16 protein-coding genes and 1 rRNA gene are annotated in these 16,629 nt (G+C 69.9%); 3 read left to right on the forward strand and 14 right to left on the reverse strand.

Annotated features, from left to right (window positions below; translation table 11 throughout):
- Positions 1-47: 47 nt before the first annotated feature.
- From H9Y04_RS39820 to H9Y04_RS39840, 5 genes are all read right to left on the reverse strand, one after another.
- Positions 48-1,706, reverse strand: coding sequence for a bifunctional uroporphyrinogen-III C-methyltransferase/uroporphyrinogen-III synthase (locus H9Y04_RS39820; RefSeq protein WP_187819110.1), 1,659 nt, complete (start codon positions 1,704-1,706; stop codon positions 48-50).
- Positions 1,703-2,662, reverse strand: coding sequence for a hydroxymethylbilane synthase (hemC, locus tag H9Y04_RS39825; protein ID WP_187819111.1), 960 nt, complete (start codon positions 2,660-2,662; stop codon positions 1,703-1,705). Before hemC ends, H9Y04_RS39820 begins: the two co-directional genes overlap by 4 nt.
- Positions 2,659-4,290 (reverse strand): glutamyl-tRNA reductase, encoded by a 1,632-nt coding sequence (locus H9Y04_RS39830; RefSeq protein ID WP_187819112.1) that lies wholly within the window; start codon positions 4,288-4,290, stop codon positions 2,659-2,661. Before H9Y04_RS39830 ends, hemC begins: the two co-directional genes overlap by 4 nt.
- Positions 4,287-5,063, reverse strand: coding sequence for a redox-sensing transcriptional repressor Rex (locus H9Y04_RS39835; RefSeq protein WP_187819113.1), 777 nt, complete (start codon positions 5,061-5,063; stop codon positions 4,287-4,289). The genes H9Y04_RS39830 and H9Y04_RS39835 overlap by 4 nt, the downstream gene beginning before the upstream one ends.
- Positions 5,064-5,380: 317 nt before the next feature.
- The gene (locus H9Y04_RS39840; RefSeq protein WP_187819114.1) at positions 5,381-5,659 is read right to left on the reverse strand and encodes a glutaredoxin family protein; all 279 of its coding nucleotides are present in this window, start codon (positions 5,657-5,659) and stop codon (positions 5,381-5,383) included.
- Between the two features lie 149 nt (positions 5,660-5,808).
- Between H9Y04_RS39840 and H9Y04_RS39845 the strand changes: the two genes are divergently transcribed.
- The 3 genes from H9Y04_RS39845 to H9Y04_RS39855 all read left to right on the forward strand — a co-directional run bounded on the left by H9Y04_RS39845 (position 5,809) and on the right by H9Y04_RS39855 (position 9,394).
- On the forward strand, positions 5,809-6,756 hold the full coding sequence (locus H9Y04_RS39845) for an HAD family hydrolase (protein WP_187819115.1): 948 nt from the start codon (positions 5,809-5,811) through the stop codon (positions 6,754-6,756).
- 351 nt (positions 6,757-7,107) lie between these two features.
- The gene (locus tag H9Y04_RS39850) at positions 7,108-7,911 is read left to right on the forward strand and encodes an ECF subfamily RNA polymerase sigma factor, BldN family (protein ID WP_187819116.1); all 804 of its coding nucleotides are present in this window, start codon (positions 7,108-7,110) and stop codon (positions 7,909-7,911) included.
- 292 nt (positions 7,912-8,203) lie between these two features.
- Positions 8,204-9,394: a DUF5667 domain-containing protein gene (locus H9Y04_RS39855; RefSeq protein WP_187819117.1), complete on the forward strand. Its 1,191-nt coding sequence runs from the start codon at positions 8,204-8,206 to the stop codon at positions 9,392-9,394.
- A gap of 189 nt (positions 9,395-9,583) precedes the next feature.
- On the opposite strand, the gene H9Y04_RS39860 is transcribed toward H9Y04_RS39855, so the two are convergent.
- The 9 genes from H9Y04_RS39860 to rrf form a co-directional block, all read right to left on the reverse strand.
- Positions 9,584-10,672 (reverse strand): lysophospholipid acyltransferase family protein, encoded by a 1,089-nt coding sequence (locus tag H9Y04_RS39860; RefSeq protein WP_187819118.1) that lies wholly within the window; start codon positions 10,670-10,672, stop codon positions 9,584-9,586.
- Between the two features lie 14 nt (positions 10,673-10,686).
- Positions 10,687-11,751 (reverse strand): NAD-dependent epimerase/dehydratase family protein, encoded by a 1,065-nt coding sequence (locus H9Y04_RS39865; protein WP_187819119.1) that lies wholly within the window; start codon positions 11,749-11,751, stop codon positions 10,687-10,689.
- A 228-nt stretch (positions 11,752-11,979) separates the two neighbouring features.
- Positions 11,980-12,078 (reverse strand): 30S ribosomal protein bS22, encoded by a 99-nt coding sequence (locus tag H9Y04_RS39870; RefSeq protein WP_003948845.1) that lies wholly within the window; start codon positions 12,076-12,078, stop codon positions 11,980-11,982.
- A gap of 121 nt (positions 12,079-12,199) precedes the next feature.
- Complete coding sequence (locus H9Y04_RS39875) at positions 12,200-12,409, reverse strand: helix-turn-helix domain-containing protein (protein ID WP_176954010.1); 210 nt, start codon at positions 12,407-12,409, stop codon at positions 12,200-12,202.
- Between the two features lie 130 nt (positions 12,410-12,539).
- Positions 12,540-13,346, reverse strand: coding sequence for a phosphatase (locus tag H9Y04_RS39880; RefSeq protein ID WP_187819120.1), 807 nt, complete (start codon positions 13,344-13,346; stop codon positions 12,540-12,542).
- A 101-nt stretch (positions 13,347-13,447) separates the two neighbouring features.
- On the reverse strand, positions 13,448-14,617 hold the full coding sequence (locus tag H9Y04_RS39885; protein WP_187819121.1) for an acetoin utilization protein AcuC: 1,170 nt from the start codon (positions 14,615-14,617) through the stop codon (positions 13,448-13,450).
- Entirely contained in the window at positions 14,586-15,791 is a 1,206-nt protein-coding gene (locus H9Y04_RS39890) for an MFS transporter (protein ID WP_187819122.1), read from the reverse strand. Before H9Y04_RS39890 ends, H9Y04_RS39885 begins: the two co-directional genes overlap by 32 nt.
- A 42-nt stretch (positions 15,792-15,833) precedes the next feature.
- The gene (locus H9Y04_RS39895; RefSeq protein WP_187819123.1) at positions 15,834-16,478 is read right to left on the reverse strand and encodes an HAD family hydrolase; all 645 of its coding nucleotides are present in this window, start codon (positions 16,476-16,478) and stop codon (positions 15,834-15,836) included.
- Positions 16,479-16,559: 81 nt separating this feature from the next.
- Positions 16,560-16,629 (reverse strand): 5S ribosomal RNA (rrf, locus tag H9Y04_RS48710); the annotation flags it as partial.

Raw genomic sequence — 16,629 nt, forward strand, 5'->3', positions numbered from 1 at the left:
CGGGGGAGAAAAAATCCCACCCACCCCGCCGCACCCGACAAACGAACCTACTGCGTGGCCACCCGCCGACGCCGAGCGCCGGGCCGACGCTCGGAGGGCCGCGTCACGGGGTCACCGGCCTCAAGTGCCGCCGCCCGACGGGACGCACCGAACTCGGCCAGCGCCTCCGCCAGCTTGTGCACCGAAGGCTCCGGAGCCATCACGTCCACCCGGAGCCCGTGCTCCTCGGCCGTCTTGGCCGTGGCCGGACCGATGCAGGCGATCACCGTCACGTTGTGCGGCTTGCCCGCGATACCCACCAGGTTGCGCACCGTCGACGAGGACGTGAAGAGCACGGCGTCGAAGCCACCGCCCTTGATCGCCTCACGGGTGTCGGCCGGCGGCGGCGAAGCCCGTACGGTCCGGTAGGCCGTGACGTCGTCGACCTCCCAGCCGAGGTCGATCAGACCCGCGACCAGCGTCTCGGTGGCGATGTCCGCACGCGGCAGGAAGACACGGTCGATCGGGTCGAAGACCGGGTCGTACGGCGGCCAGTCCTCGAGAAGGCCCGCAGCCGACTGCTCCCCGGAGGGCACCAGGTCGGGCTTCACGCCGAAGGCGATCAGCGCCTTGGCGGTCTGCTCGCCCACGGCCGCGACCTTGATCCCGGCGAAGGCACGCGCGTCGAGCCCGTACTCCTCGAACTTCTCGCGTACGGCCTTGACCGCGTTCACCGAGGTGAAGGCGATCCACTCGTAGCGTCCTGTGACCAGGCCCTTGACCGCGCGCTCCATCTGCTGCGGGGTGCGCGGCGGTTCGACGGCGATGGTCGGGACCTCGTGCGGCACGGCGCCGTACGAGACGAGCTGGTCGGAGAGCGAAGCCGCCTGCTCCTTGGTCCGCGGTACGAGCACCCGCCAGCCGAACAGCGGCTTGGACTCGAACCACGAGAGCTCTTCACGCCGGGCGGCACTGGAACGCTCACCGACCACGGCTATGACGGGCTGGTGCCCCTCGGGCGAGGGCAGCACCTTGGCCTGCTTGAGGACCTGGGCGACCGAACCGAGCGTCGCGTTCCAGGTGCGCTGGCGCGTGGTCGTACCGGCGACGGTGACGGTCATCGGGGTGTCGGGCTTGCGGCCCGCGGACACCAGCTCACCGGCCGCCGCGGCCACGGTCTCCAGGGTGGTGGAGACGACGACCGTGCCGTCGGAGGCACCGACCTCGGACCAGCAACGCTCCGACGCCGTACGGGCGTCGACGAACCGCACGTCGGCACCGGACCCGTCGCGCAGCGGCACACCGGCGTACGCGGGCACGCCGACCGCGGTCGCGACACCGGGCACCACCTCGAAGGGGATACCGGCGGAAACGCAGGCGAGCATCTCCTCGGCGGCGTTGGCGTCCAGGCCCGGATCACCGGTCACCGCACGCACGACCCGCTTGCCGCCCCGCGCGGACGCCATGACAAGATTGGCCGCAACAGCAGCCGCAGCGGCGTCCGTTGCCGCAGCGTCAGGCAGTGCCGTGCCCTGCACGGCCACGCCTTCGCGGGCATGCGTACGGACGACCTCGAGCACATCGGGCTCGGCGATCAGCACGTCCGCGATCGCGAGCGCCTCGACGGCGCGCAGCGTCAGCAGTCCCGGGTCACCGGGGCCGGCACCGAGGAAGGTGACGTGCCCGGTTGCGGGGGCTGCGGGATATTCAGAGGCGGTGGGGCTCAATGTGCTCGCTCCCCCATCAGACCGGCCGCACCCTTGGCCAGCATCTCGTCCGCGAGTTCGCGTCCGAGCGCCATGGCCTGGTCGTGTGTGGTGGGTACGGGACCGGTGGTGGACAGCTGCACCAGCGCCGAGCCGTCGGTCGTGCCGACGACGCCGCGCAGGCGCATTTCCTTGACAACCTGTCCGTCGGCCAGAAGGTCGGCCAGCGCACCCACAGGTGCGGAGCAGCCGGCCTCCAGGGCGGCGAGCAGGGATCGCTCGGCGGTCACGGCGGCCCGGGTGAACGGGTCGTCGAGCTCGGCGAGCGTGGCGGCGAGGTCTGCGTTGGCGGCAGTGCACTCGATCGCCAGGGCTCCCTGACCGGGAGCCGGAAGAACCGTGTCGACCGACAGGAAGTCGGTCACCTCGTCGCTGCGCCCGATCCGGCTGAGCCCGGCCGCGGCGAGAACCACCGCGTCCAGCTCGCCCTTGCGAACGTATCCGACGCGGGTGTCGATGTTGCCGCGGATCGGCACGGTCTCGATGCGCATGCCGTGATTACGGGCGTACGCGTTCAACTGGGCCATCCTGCGCGGCGATCCGGTCCCCACGCGGGCGCCCTCGGGCAGCTCGGTGAAGGTCAGGCCGTCGCGGGCGATCAGCACGTCGCGCGGGTCCTCGCGCCGCGGCATCGCGGCGACCACCAGGTCGTCGGGCTGCGCGGTCGGCAGGTCCTTGAGCGAGTGCACGGCGAAGTCCACCTCGCCCGCGAGCAGCGCGTCGCGCAGCGCGGTCACGAAGACCCCGGTGCCGCCGATCTGCGCGAGGTGCTCTCGCGAGGTGTCCCCGTACGTGGTGATCTCCACCAACTCGACCTCGCGGCCGGTCAGCTGGCGTACGGCGTCGGCCACATGACCGGACTGGGCCATGGCGAGCTTGCTGCGCCTTGTCCCGAGCCGGAGTGCTTTCTGGGTCATGCCCGCCCCTTTTTCTTGATGTCGGCGGTATCGGCCTTCGACACGGCTGCCACCGTCTCGGGGTCGAGGTCGAACAGAGTGCGCAGCGCGTCCGCGTACCCGGCGCCGCCGGGCTCGCTGGCGAGCTGCTTGACCCGCACGGTCGGTGCGTGCAGGAGCTTGTCCACGACGCGGCGCACGGTCTGTGCGACCTCGGCCTGCTGCCGTTCGTCCAGGTCGGGCAGGCGGCCGCGCAGGCGGGCCACCTCGCTGTCGACCACGTCGGCGGCCATGGTGCGCAGCGCGACCACGGTCGGCGTGATGTGCGCGGCGCGCTGTGCGGCGCCGAACGCGGCGACTTCGGCGGCCACTATCGTGCGCACCATGTCGACGTCGGCGGCCATCGGGGCGTCGGCCGAGGCCTCGGCGAGCGACTCGATGTCGACGAGGTGCACCCCGTCGATCGCGTGCACGGCGGCGTCGATGTCGCGCGGCATGGCGAGGTCGAGCAGCGCGAGCCGTACACCGGAGTGCGCGGCACCCGGGCGCGCGCCCTTGCTCCGGACGACTCCGGCTTCACGCTCGAGCGCGGTGCCATTGTCGGCCCAACTGCCGTGCAGATCGAGGGAGTCGGCGTGCCCGGCGGCGTCGAGCCCGACCGGGCAGGCCTCGTGGCCCTCGTGCATCACGTCATGACCCTCGACGATCCGCCCGTCGCGCGCGGCCGCGGCGGCCAGGCGTGCGACGAGGCTGCCGTCGGGGGCGCGCAGGTCGGAGGCCTGCGCGGCGTGCGCGCCGACACCGGCCGGAACGGGACCGGCGAGCGCGGCGGTGATCACGTCGGCGGCGAGCACCAGGCCCGTGGCCCCGGTGCAGGAGACGGCGATGTCGACTCGTGTCAGCTCATCCGGCACGGCATCCATCGGTACGGCCCGTGCGGCGAGCGCGGGGTGCTGCTCGATCAGCAGCTCCGCGAGGTGCTCCGCGCGGTCGAACGTCCGGTTGGCCACGACGACTTCGGCCACACCGAGCCGCGCGAGGGTGGCCGCGGCGAGCGAGGACATCGAGCCCGCGCCGATCACCAGGGCGCGCTTGCCGGCCGCCCACTCGGCGACCGGACGGCCCGTGGCGAGCTGCTCCAGACCGAAGGTGACGAGCGACTGCCCGGCCCGGTCGATCCCGGTCTCGGAGTGTGCGCGCTTGCCGACCCGAAGGGCCTGCTGGAAAAGGTCGTTGAGCAGCCGGCCCGCGGTGTGCTGCTCCTGGGCCTTGGCGAGCGAGTCCTTGATCTGGCCGAGGATCTGGCCCTCGCCGACGACCATGGAGTCGAGCCCGCAGGCCACCGAGAACAGGTGGTGCACCGCCCGGTCCTCGTAGTGCACATAAAGATAAGGAGTGAGCTCTTCGAGCCCGACCCCGCAGTGCTGCGCGAGCAGCGTGGACAGCTCGGCGACACCGGCGTGGAACTTGTCCACGTCGGCGTAGAGCTCGATCCGGTTGCACGTGGCGAGCACCGCCGCCTCGGCGGTGGGCTCGGCCGCCACCGCGTCCTGCAGCAGCTTGATCTGAGCATCCGCGGTCAGGGCAGCCCGCTCCAGCACACTCACGGGTGCGCTGCGGTGGCTGAGGCCGACGACGAGAAGACTCATGCGGGCATCACGGCGGGTACGTCCCCGTCGGGTCCCTTCCGGTCGGCCTGCTCCCCGGCCGCGCGGGCGGCGGGCGGCAGCTGCGCGGCGGCGGCTTCGGCGGCGGACTCCTCGCCGGCCTTGCGCTGCTCGTGGAAGGCCAGGATCTGCAGCTCGATCGAGAGATCGACCTTGCGTACGTCGACGCCGTCGGGCACCGAGAGCACGGTGGGCGCGAAGTTCAGGATGGAGGTGACACCGGCGGCGACCAGGCGGTCGCAGACCTGCTGAGCGGCACCGGCGGGGGTCGCGATGACACCGATCGACACACCGTTGTCGTCGATGATCTTCTCCAGATCATCGGTGTGCTGCACGGGCATCCCGGCGACGGGCTTGCCGGCCATCGCGGGATCGGCGTCGATCAGCGCGGCCACACGGAAGCCGCGGGACGCGAAACCGCCGTAATTGGCAAGAGCGGCACCGAGGTTACCGATACCGACGATCACGACGGGCCAGTCCTGCGTGAGGCCCAGCTCGCGTGAGATCTGGTAGACGAGGTACTCGACGTCGTACCCGACACCACGGGTGCCGTACGAGCCGAGATACGAGAAGTCCTTGCGCAGCTTCGCGGAGTTGACCCCCGCGGCGGCCGCGAGCTCCTCGGAGGAGACCGTGGGTACGGAGCGCTCCGAAAGGCCGGTCAGGGCGCGCAGATACAGCGGAAGCCTGGCGACGGTGGCCTCGGGAATCCCTCGGCTGCGGGTCGCCGGTCGGTGAGTTCGGCCAGTTGCCACGGTGCTCCTGCGGGTAGAGCGGGGCTGCAGGCGGTCTCTTGTCCCTGGACCGCCCCGTCGAATGCAGGCTATGTCTTTGTGAACGCGTGCACAAAGGTGGTGTCCGATTTGCCCGGCCAGAGTGACCGGCGTCACGCGTGAGTTATGCGCTGGCGCGGAACCAACCCTGTGGCCAGGACTCGGCAAACAGAACGGGGGCAAAACCGTACACACTCCTCACGATTCCTCGCCCCCGAGACCAAACCGCCCCCGATCCTAAAGGACTTTCCGGGCTCTTTACGCAGTCGTGCACGCCCTTCCCCGGCGCACGCGGGGACTTATGCCCCTAGCGCACGGCGCAGCCGGTCCGGGTCCACCTTCCAGAAGTCGTGCTGCTCCCCGTCGACGAGGATCACCGGGATCTGCTCCCAGTACTTACGGTGCAGCTCCGCGTCCTGGGTGATGTCCTGCTTCTCGAGCGAGGCCCCGGTCTCGGCGCAGACCTTCCTGATCTCCTCCTCCGCCACCTCGCACAGATGACAGCCGGGCTTGCCGATCAAGGTGACGGTGCTCTCGGCCGGATTCTTCTTCGCGGACCGCCGAAACAGTGGGCTCATGCCTTCATTCTGCTCCCGCCGGCGCCCTTGCCCGCCCCCGCCCGGCGACCACCCAAGGTCGCCCCCTTAACGCCGCGGTTGCGGACTGTTCACAGCCTCCGAACCCGCCCGACCCCGGGATCCGCGCCCGAAATGGCTATGCTCACGACATGGCCGCTCTGGGATGGCTCACCCCCCGTAGGCGCTCCGCCACCGCGCGCAGCGTCCTGGCTGGCGAGGCCTCGGCCGAGGCCGCACGTAAATCCGAGCAGGAACTGCAGGAGAGTTACGAGCAGGACCAGGCGAAGGCCAAGGACGCCGAGGAGCCGCCGTTCCCGGTCGAGGGCGACGACAAGGCCGCGGCCTTCTTCGACCTGGACAACACCGTCATGCAGGGCGCCGCGATCTTCCACTTCGGCCGCGGCCTGTACAAGCGGAAGTTCTTCCAGCGCCGCGAGCTCACCCGCTTCGCCTGGCAGCAGGCCTGGTTCCGGCTCGCCGGGGTCGAGGACCCCGAGCACATGCAGGACGCCCGCGACAGCGCCCTGTCCATCGTCAAGGGCCACCGCGTCTCCGAGCTGATGTCCATCGGCGAGGAGATCTACGACGAGTACATGGCCGAGCGCATCTGGCCCGGCACCCGCGCGCTCGCCCAGGCCCACCTCGACGCGGGCCAGAAGGTCTGGCTCGTCACGGCCGCCCCCGTCGAGATCGCCACCGTGATCGCCCGCCGCCTCGGTCTGACCGGCGCCCTGGGCACGGTCGCGGAGTCCGTCGACGGCATCTACACCGGCAAGCTGGTCGGCGAGCCCCTGCACGGCCCCGCCAAGGCCGAGGCCGTACGCGCCCTCGCCGCCGCCGAGGACCTGGACCTCGCCCGCTGCGCCGCGTACAGCGACTCGCACAACGACATCCCGATGCTGTCGCTCGTAGGACATCCGTACGCGATCAATCCCGACAGCAAACTGCGCAAGCACGCACGCGAACGGGACTGGCGACTTCGCGATTACCGCACCGGCCGCAAGGCGGCCAAGGTGGGCATCCCGGCCGCGGCCGGCGTCGGCGCCCTGGCGGGCGGCACGGCCGCCGCGATCGCCGTGCACCGCCGTCGCCGCTGAGCAATCACGGGGTCAGCACCGCGTTACGCGACGCCACACCGGCAATCCGTATCTCTTACCCGCGCACCGCTCCCGCCAGTCCTCTTGACGTGAGCTCGCGGAAAGTGACCACAACACACCCTGCGCAAAGACAGATCACGGTCTCATCTGATCAATAACCGGTCACTCAGCGGTACTTGAACCGCCTGGACTGCGTAACAGAAGAGACGGAACCGATGATTTGAGCAACTGGGTGTAGCGCTGCCTGTACGAAGCGTTATTCTCCTCAGACGCATCAAGGACCAGCCATTCGTCACGACGGGTGAACGGTCCCGCACTGCACGTGATGGAAGCTCTGCCTCTGGGAGTCCCGTGTACCCACACGTCGGGGTTGACGCCTCGGGCCTGGCTACGCTGCGCGCAACGGTCCTTGCACAACTGGACCACTTGCGCGGCTTCGTCCCCACCGCGTACGCCGTCCCCGCATTCGCCGTGCCGGTCGCTGTAGCAAGCGGCCCGGCCGGCCCCTGTTATGCCCTGGCCGAGGGCAGCACCGCCGCTGTCGGCAGACGAGGGCGCAGCACAAGCGCCCCCGCCACCACCGCACGCCGTCCCGCGGCGGACAGTGACAGCGCCCGCATGATGGAGCTCGTCGAACGCGCACAGTCCGGGGAGGCCGACGCGTTCGGCCGCCTCTACGACCAGTACAGCGACACCGTGTACCGGTACATCTACTACCGAGTCGGCGGCAAGGCGACCGCCGAGGACCTCACCAGCGAGACCTTCCTGCGCGCCCTGCGCCGTATCGGCACCTTCACCTGGCAGGGCCGCGACTTCGGCGCCTGGCTCGTGACGATCGCGCGCAACCTGGTGGCCGACCACTTCAAGTCCAGCCGCTTCCGGCTCGAGGTCACCACCGGCGAGATGCTGGACGCCAATGAGGTGGAGCGCAGCCCGGAGGACTCCGTCCTGGAGTCCCTCTCCAACGCGGCGCTGCTCGACGCCGTCCGCCGCCTCAACCCGCAGCAGCAGGAATGCGTGACGCTGCGCTTCCTGCAGGGGCTTTCGGTCGCCGAGACCGCGCGCGTCATGAACAAGAACGAGGGCGCGATCAAGACCCTCCAGTACCGGGCCGTCCGCACCCTCGCCCGCCTGCTGCCGGAAGACGCGCGCTGAGCGCCACCTTCCCCCCACCTCCGCCGGCAGCCTCTTTCCAGCGTGGAATTCCCACGGCCTGTAACTTCCCACTCACCCCTTGTGACGAGCCGATGCTTCACGCGAAGAGACAGCGGTCCGATCATCTTTCGTCCGTAACCCAAGTGCCGCGACGGTCGTTGTGCGGGATGCAGGCTCCCTGTGGTCGCAGCCGGACCGCCCCCGCTCACTCGTTGGAGTGGACGGCCGGTCGGCGTGCAACCCTCAGGACCCCCTGGGGAGTCGGACGTCTTGACGAGAGGAGGTGCCGCCAGTGATCGCGAATGTCTCGGCACACCGGCGGGCGAACGCCTTCGCCCAGGCCCTGGAGGATCAGTCCGACCAGGGCACGGCGGCCGCACAGCAGTCGCACGCGACTGACCAGTCCGAACTGACCGAGCAGGGCCGCATGTTGGCCCTGGCGGACGGGCTCGCCGAGCTGCCCAAGCCGGAGATGGACCCCGAGGTCAAAGTTGTGCAGCGCGCACAGCTCGTGGCCGCCATGGAGGCCATGTTCGCGGGCGGCGGAGCGGACGTACCGGAGCAGCGCTCCCGCAAGGGCGCCCACCGGGCAAGCCCCATCGGGAAGTTCCGGCCGCGCTCACGCCTGTCCAAGGGCATCGCCGCGGGCGGGCTCACGGTCGGTGTGGCCGCCGGAGCCTTCAGCGGTGTGGCCGCTGCCAGCTCCGACGCCCTGCCCGGCGACTCGCTCTACGGTCTCAAGCGCGGCATGGAGGACTTCAAGCTCGGCCTCGCCGACAATGACTCCTCCCGCGGCGAGCTCTATCTCGACCAGGCCTCGACCCGCCTGTTCGAGGCGCGCCGCCTGATGGAGCGCGGCCGCGCCGGAGCCCTGGACCACGAGTCGGTGGGCGAGGTCAGGCGCGCACTGAACGGGATGAAGCACGACGCCTCGGAAGGCCACCGCCTTCTGAGCGAGGCCTATGCGCGGGACGGGTCGCTCGGACCCATCCAGGCGCTGTCGTCCTTCTCCCAGTCGCACCGCGACAGTTGGAGCGCGCTGCGCAATGTGCTGCCCCCGCAGCTGGGCGACGTCGGTGACGAAGTGACATCGGTCTTCGACGCCATAGAGGACGAGGTCGGCCCGCTGCAGTCGCTGCTGCCCACACCGCCCCAGACCGGCGGCGGCTCCGACAAGCCCGGCCGGAGCACGGACAACGGCAGGACGGGCGGCAGCAGCGAGCGCTCGACGCCCAGCACGGCCGGCACCCAGGGCGGTCAGCCGAGCGGCGACAGCAAGCCCAAGTCCCCGCCCAGCTCGGGCGAGGAGAGCGAAGGGCTGCTCGGCGGCTCCACCGGCGGTCTGCTCGACCCGCCCACGGAGAACACCAGCCCCAGCCCCTCCGGCAAGGGCAGCCAGACGCCCGAGCCCGACATCACCCTGCCTCCGCTCCTGCCGGGCCTCCTTCCGGGCCTCGGCATCGATGGCGAGGACGCGGAGTAGCAGGTCGCATGATGGTGGGGCGCTCCCTGCGAAGGGAGCGCCCCCTTTTCAGCCCCTGCGGCGCTTGAGCAGATCCGAACGGAGTTCGGGTGCGGGGGTCCGGGGGCGGAGCCTCCGGTTTCGGGAAGGGGCGGGGCGGGGAGAAAAGCCCGCCGCAGGCGCCACCCACCCCCAGCCCGAACGCAACCGTCAGAAGAACACCGACCGGCGCTGCACCAGCAGCTTGTACAGCGTGTGCTGTATCTGCTCCCGCACCTGATCCGTCAGATTGAACATCAGCATCGGATCCTCGGCCGCCTCCGGCGGATACCCGTCCGTCGGGATCGGCTCCCCGAACTGGATGGTCCACTTCGTGGGCAACGGCACCGCCCCCAGCGGCCCGAGCCACGGAAACGTCGGCGTGATCGGGAAGTACGGAAACCCGAGCAGCCGCGCCAGCGTCTTCGCGTTCCCGATCATCGGGTAGATCTCCTCGGCGCCGACGATCGAGCACGGAATGATCGGCGTCCCGGCGCGCAGCGCGGTCGACACGAACCCGCCCCGCCCGAACCGCTGCAGCTTGTACCGCTCGCTGAACGGCTTCCCGATGCCCTTGAAGCCCTCGGGCATCACACCCACCAACTCGCCGCCTTCGAGCAGCCGTTGGGCGTCCTCCGCACACGCCAGCGTATGACCGGCCTTGCGGGCCAGCTCGTTCACCACGGGCAGCATGAACACCAGGTCGGCGGCGAGCAGTCGCAGATGACGGTGGTGCGGATGGTTGTCGTGCACCGCGACCTGGAGCATCAGACCGTCGAGCGGCAGGGTCCCCGAGTGGTTCGCGACGATCAGCGCACCGCCGTCCGCGGGGATGTTCTCGATCCCCTTCACCTCGACCCGGAAGTACTTCTCGTACACGGGCCGCAGCATCGACATCAGGACCTGGTCGGTGAGCTCCTTGTCGTAACCGAACTCGTCGACCTCGTAGTCACCGGTGATCCGCCGCCGCAGAAACTGCAGCCCGCCCGCGATCCGCCGCTCCCAGCCGCCGCCACCGCCGGTCTGTGCGGGCGTCTGCGGCTGCTCCTGGGCGGCAGGCGGCTCGGCGGAGGCTGGCACCGCCTGCACACCGGCCGGCCGCTCGGAGGGCCCACGCGCCTCCCGTACGGCGACAGGCTCGCCCGGGCCGGCAACCGGCCCCGACCCCGCACCGGACCGCCGGCCGCGGCGTCGCGCCGGGCCCTTGGCGCCGCCGCGCGACCGGTCGTCGTCGAACGGAATGACCTTGGCGTCCGCCATTGCTCCTGCGCTCCTCAGTTGGCGCTCTGCGTCGGGTGCTCTGCGTCGCCGCCCGCGACGGCCAGGCCGGCGATCCGGTCGACCGCCTCGGCCAGGACCTGGGGCGGCAGCAGTCCGGGCCCGCGGCTGCTCGCGAAGTCCGCGAAGGCCTCCGCGGTGGTGTACTTCGGCCTGAATCCCAGTGTCTCGCGCATCTGCACCGTCGAGACGACCCTGCCGTGCGTGAGCAGCCTCACCTGCTCCGGCGAGAAGTCCGTGAGCCCCACGGTGCGCAGCGCGCTGCCCGCCCAGGTGACGGCGGGCAGCAGGACGGGGACGGTCGGGCGGCCGAGCCGGCGCGAGCACTGCGAGAGCAGCAGCACCCCTTCGCCGGCGACGTTGAAGGTCCCGCTGTTGAGCGTGCCGCGCTCCGGTTCGTGCGAGGCGATACGGAGCACCTCGATCACATCGTCCTCGTGCACGAACTGCAGCCGGGGGTCGTAGCCGAACACGGTCGGCAGGACGGGCAGCGAGAAGTACTCGGCGAGCGGGGTGTCCGCCGTCGGCCCGAGGATGTTCGCGAAACGCAGGACGCAGACGGCCACATCGGGCCTGCGCCGGGCGAAGCCCCGTACGTAGCCCTCGACCTCGACCGCGTCCTTCGCGAAGCCACCGCTGGGCAGCGACTTGGGCGGGGTGGTCTCGGTGAACACGGCCGGATCGCGCGGCGCCGAACCGTACACATTCGTCGAGGACTTGACCACGAGCCGCTTGACCGTGGGCGACTTCTGGCAGGCACCGAGCAGCTGCATGGTGCCGATGACGTTGGTCTCCTTGACCGCGCCCCGGCTGCCCCCGCCGAGCGCGGTGCCGGACACATCCATGTGCACCACGGTGTCCACGGCGTGCTCGGCGAGCACCCGCGCGATCGCGGGCTGGCGGATGTCGGCCTGCAGGAACTCGGCGCCGCCCAGATGGTGCTCGGGCGCCTGTGCGTCCACGGCGATCACCCGGTCCACCTCGGGGTCGCGCTGGATCCGCCGTACGAAACGACCGCCGAGCTGCCGGGCCACCCCGGTGACGAGCACGACCTTGCCCAAGATCAGCTCCTGCCTTCCCCGTGAACAGTCCGTAGAACCGTCGTACGCCGCGCCTTCGCCACCGTATCGGGTCGGTGTTGCGCTGTGATGACCGTGCGATGTGCGAAGTGACCACCGACACAGATGCGGCCACGGACACGGAAGCGGCCAGGGAGACGGGCCGGAAAACGGCTGTGGCCCTCCCACCGGGACGGTGGGAGGGCCACAGAGCGCTGTTCCAGCGGTCGCTTACTTCTTGTTGCGACGCTGGACGCGAGTGCGCTTGAGCAGCTTGCGGTGCTTCTTCTTGGCCATCCGCTTACGCCGCTTCTTGATAACAGAGCCCACGACTACCCTCGCTCACTTCTCTTCACACGGTGCGGGGCAGACTAGGCCCACACGACCTACGAGGGCCAAGCCTACCCGCCCGAGCTCGAAGCCCGTAATCGAGGTTCCCGCGAGGGCTCGATCAGGCCGTCTCCACCCCCACATAGGAATCGCGAAGGTACTCGTGAACCGCGTTCTCCGGGACTCGGAAGGACCTCCCCACCCGGATCGCGGGCAGATGACCGCTGTGCACCAAGCGGTACACGGTCATCTTCGATACGCGCATCACCGAGGCGACTTCCGCCACGGTCAGGAACGCCACCTCGGAAAGAGGCCTTTGGTCAGCAGCCATGACACACCTGAACCTTCCGCACATGGACGGGCACCGGCTTCCCCTTCCGGTGACTCCTCGTCGCCATGCGCTCACTCCCCAGAGTAGGGGCGGGTGGTGCGAGTGGGGAAGAGGTGCTGCGATCGGCCCTCTACTGTGACAGACCCGCCCGATTGAGTACGTAGCGAGTAAGCGGTCGGTAGTAATCAGACCGCACAGCGTCATCAAGCGGAACGGCGACGGACACCCGCCCCTCGGCCTCTCCGACGAACAGCGCCGGATCATCCGTATCTGCCAGGCCGATCGCCTCAATTCCCAGCTGACCTGCACCGCAGACCCATCCGTGGTCCCCGATGACCAGCCCGGGCAGCGGCCCGCCGGCGGCCGCGGCGGCCCCGAGCGCGGTCCGAACCGGGAGCGGTGAGTGGGAATGTGCGCCCGGCTCACGCCCCGCGCCCTCCGCGCGCACCAGCGCGACTCCTCGTACGTAATCAAGGTTGTACGTGCGTAGACCAAACCGAGTCGTTATGTCGACAGAGCAACCCTGCGCAGGGGTGAGGACAGTACATCCCACCGCCGACAGAGCGTCTGCCAACGCGCCGTAGAACCCGAGCAGTCGGTGCGGATGGCCGGTCCCGACAAGCACCGGGACGCCACTCTCCGCAGCCGCCGCGAGCCGCCCCGCGAAGGCGTCCAGGGCCGCGAGCGTGCGGTCCGGGTCGATGACATCGGGCCCCTCGTGCACCGAGGGATCCGGGGACACCCCGCACTTGTCCGCCATGAGGGCCAGCAAGTCCCGCGCACCCCAGGCCCCTTCGGGATCGAGCCCGAGCAGCATTCTGGGGTCTCGGGCCGCGAACAGCCGATAGCTGTGCAGCGATTGTTCACGCGAGGTGGCGACGGGACCGGCGAGCCGGGCCGCCAGAAGATGCGCACGCAAGGCGCCGGGGCTCAACACGCCTTGATGGTGGCGCACTTGACCGCGCCAAGGCCCCAAAACCCAGTAAATGCCCCACAGTTGGGCTAACAACGCTTACCCTCGCGCAGGCAGCCCGCCCCTCACGCCAACAGCCCCCGCTGCGGAAACACCGCCCGCCGTGTGGCCAGAATCGTCTGGTCGAGCCGGTCGGCGGGGTCGTAACCCGCCGACCAGTCAAGCCACTTGGGCGTCCGCCCGTCCGTCATCCGCCGCGGCGCCGACTGCCGGGTCCGCGCGAAGACCTCATGCCGCCACTCCTCGGGCACCTCGGCCGTCGGCTCGACCGGCCTCCCGGCCGCGATCGCCGTCAGATGGGTCCAGGACCGCGGCACCACGTCCACGATCGCGTATCCCCCGCCCCCGAGCGCGAGCCACCGCCCGTCCGCATACTGATGCGCGAGGTCATGACAGGCCTCCTGCACCATCCGCTGGGCGTCCAGGGAGATCGCGAGATGCGCGAGCGGATCCTCGAAGTGCGTATCGGCCCCGTGCTGCGTGACGAGCACCTGCGGCCGGAAGTCCTCGATCAGCTCGGGCACCACGGCGTGGAAGGCCCGCAGCCACCCCGCGTCACTGGTCCCGGCCGGCAGGGCCACGTTCACCGCACTGCCCTCGCCGTCCCCCGCCCCGGTCTCCTCGGGCCAGCCGGTCTGCGGGAAGAGCGTCCGCGGATGCTCGTGCAGGGAGATCGTCAGTACGCGCGGATCCTCCCAGAACGCGGCCTGCACCCCGTCCCCGTGATGCACGTCCACATCGATGTACGCGACCCGCTCCGCACCCAGCTCGAGCAGCCGCGCGATCGCGAGCGAAGCGTCGTTGTAGATGCAGAAACCCGCGGCACCGCCCGGCATCGCATGGTGCAGCCCGCCCGCGAAGTTCACGGCATGCGCCACGTCACCGCGCCAGATCGCCTCGGCCGCGGCCACGGACTGCCCGGCGATCAGCGCCGAGACCTCATGCATCCTCCGGAAGGCCGGATCGTCGATGGTCCCGATCCCGTACGAGGTGTCGGCCGCATCCGGATCGGCCGACGCGGCCTTCACCGCCGCGATGTAGTCCTCACGGTGCACCAGCTGCAGCGTCGAGTCCCCCGCGGCCTGCGCGGCCACGACCTCGATCTCCCGGTCCAGGCCGAAGGCACCGATCAGCTTCCTGGTCAGGGCGAGCCTTACGGGGTCCATCGGGTGCTCGGGCCCGAAGTCGTATCCCGTGACTGCGTCATCCCACATCAACTGCGCGCGGCCGCTCATGCCCCTCACCGTATCGGTCGGCCTCGGCCGCGAAGGAGCGGGCGTACACCAGGGTGAGCAGCACCAGAGCCATCGGCACGAGCATCGCCCCGCGGTAGCTCCAGGCGTCCCCGAGCGCACCGACAAGCGGCGAACCGATCAGGAATCCCACGTAGTTGAAGATGTTGAGCCGCGCGATCGCGGTGTCCGACGCCCCGGGGAACATCCGCCCCGCGGCCGCGAAGGTCTGCGGCACGAGCACACACAGCCCGAACCCGAGCAGCGTGAACCCGGCGATGCCGATCCAGGCCCCGGGCGCCGCGGCCACCACCGCGAACCCGAGCGCCGCGAGCACCGTCCCGAACCGCACCACGGCCACCGCACCGTACCGCCGCACCCCGAAGTCCCCCAGAGTCCGCCCGATCAGCGTCGTGACCATGTAGACGTTGTACGGAACCGTCGCCACCTCGTCCGAGCTGCCGAGCACGTCTTCGAGATACTTCGCGCTCCAGTTGGAGACGGTCGAGTCCCCGATGTACGCGAAGGTCATCACCAGACACAGCGGCAGCAGCGCCTTGAACACCACAGGCTGGGCGCCCCCCTTGGCCCGCTCCTGCTCCTGCTCCGCGGCGATCCCGCCCCGCGCGTACCACCGGCTCCCGACCAGCGCCGCCGGCACAAGCACCGCCACCACCGGCAGATACGAGACGAACAGGGAAAGATCCCAGTGGGCCCCGGCCCAGGCCAGCGAGGCCCCCGCGATCCCGCCGAGGCTGTACGCGGCGTGGAACCCGAGCATGATGCTCCGCCCGTACGCCCGCTGCAGACTCACCCCGATCATGTTCATCGAGGCATCGAGCGCACCGACGGCGAGTCCGAACGCCGCGAGCGACAGCGCGACTTCCCACAATTCGCTGCCGGCCCCCACCCCGAGCAGCGCAAGAAGCACCACCGGTTGGGACCACCGCAGTACAAGTCGCGGGTCGATCCGCTTCACCAGATGCTCGGTGACCACACTGCCGACGCCCGCGAGGATCGGCACAGCGGCAAGAAAGGCGGGCAGCAGCCCGTCGGATATCCCGTACCGGTCCTGGATCGCCGGTATACGCGTCACGAGCAGCGCAAAGGTCACACCCTGCACGAAGAAGCTGAACGCCAGCGAGACCCTGCCATGCCGCAATCGCGCAACTGTCATGGCCGCACAGCGTAGGGCCCCGGGCTACCCACCGGTAGATGATCAGCGAAGCAATTCGAGCAGCTGCCCCATGTCGAAGAAGTACGCGTTGGCCCCGGCCAGCCGCTCGGAGGGCGTCATTGCCGTGTACGCGTACACATCCATCCCCGCGTCCTGCGCGGCCTGCACCCCGAGCGGGCTGTCCTCGACGACGGCACACCGGTCCGGCGCGACCCCCATCCGCTCCGCCGCGTGCAGAAACAGATCCGGCGCCGGCTTGCCCTGCCCCACGTCCTCGGAGCTGAAGATCCACTCCTCCTCGAACCACTGGTCGAGGCCGGTCTTCCGGTGCCCCACACGGATCCGGTCGTGGCTCCCGGAAGAGGCCACGCAGTACGAGACACCCTCGGCGGTCAGCTTCCCGAGCACGTCCTCGGCTCCGGCAACAGGCGTGAGCTCCCGCTCGAAAGCCGAGAACACCCGCTGGTGCAGCGTCTCGTCGAACTCTGCCGGCAGCTCCTGCCCGCTCCGCTCCCGCACGATGTCCCGCACGCGATGCACGGCTCCCCCCATGTAGTCCCTGAGGGACTCCTCGTACGTGGTGGGATGGCCCAGCTCGGTCAGATACTGCGAGAGGACGGTGTTGGAGATCGGCTCACTGTCCACGAGGACGCCGTCGTTGTCGAAGATCACCAGGTCGTAGCGCATACCTCGAACTGTAAACGGCCACAACGCAGAAAAGCCTCAGCCCCCGAACAATGTCCGGGGGCTGAGGCTTTATCAAAATTAGTTCGGCGGCGTCCTACTCTCCCACAGGGTCCCCCCTGCAGTACCATCGGCGCTGTGAGGCTTAGCTTCC

The organism is Streptomyces polyasparticus (assembly GCF_014493765.1).
Lineage (GTDB): Bacteria > Actinomycetota > Actinomycetes > Streptomycetales > Streptomycetaceae > Streptomyces > Streptomyces polyasparticus.

What these genes read in the sequence shown, in the direction of transcription:
- hemC (WP_187819111.1), bottom strand. Translation starts at nt 2,662, where the DNA reads ATGACCCAGAAAGCACTCCGGCTCGGGACAAGGCGCAGCAAGCTCGCC.
- H9Y04_RS39830 (WP_187819112.1), bottom strand. Translation starts at nt 4,290, where the DNA reads ATGAGTCTTCTCGTCGTCGGCCTCAGCCACCGCAGCGCACCCGTGAGT.
- H9Y04_RS39840 (WP_187819114.1), bottom strand. Translation starts at nt 5,659, where the DNA reads ATGAGCCCACTGTTTCGGCGGTCCGCGAAGAAGAATCCGGCCGAGAGC.
- H9Y04_RS39845 (WP_187819115.1), top strand. Translation starts at nt 5,809, where the DNA reads ATGGCCGCTCTGGGATGGCTCACCCCCCGTAGGCGCTCCGCCACCGCG.
- H9Y04_RS39860 (WP_187819118.1), bottom strand. Translation starts at nt 10,672, where the DNA reads ATGGCGGACGCCAAGGTCATTCCGTTCGACGACGACCGGTCGCGCGGC.
- H9Y04_RS39875 (WP_176954010.1), bottom strand. Translation starts at nt 12,409, where the DNA reads ATGGCTGCTGACCAAAGGCCTCTTTCCGAGGTGGCGTTCCTGACCGTG.
- H9Y04_RS39885 (WP_187819121.1), bottom strand. Translation starts at nt 14,617, where the DNA reads ATGAGCGGCCGCGCGCAGTTGATGTGGGATGACGCAGTCACGGGATAC.
- H9Y04_RS39890 (WP_187819122.1), bottom strand. Translation starts at nt 15,791, where the DNA reads ATGACAGTTGCGCGATTGCGGCATGGCAGGGTCTCGCTGGCGTTCAGC.
- H9Y04_RS39895 (WP_187819123.1), bottom strand. Translation starts at nt 16,478, where the DNA reads ATGCGCTACGACCTGGTGATCTTCGACAACGACGGCGTCCTCGTGGAC.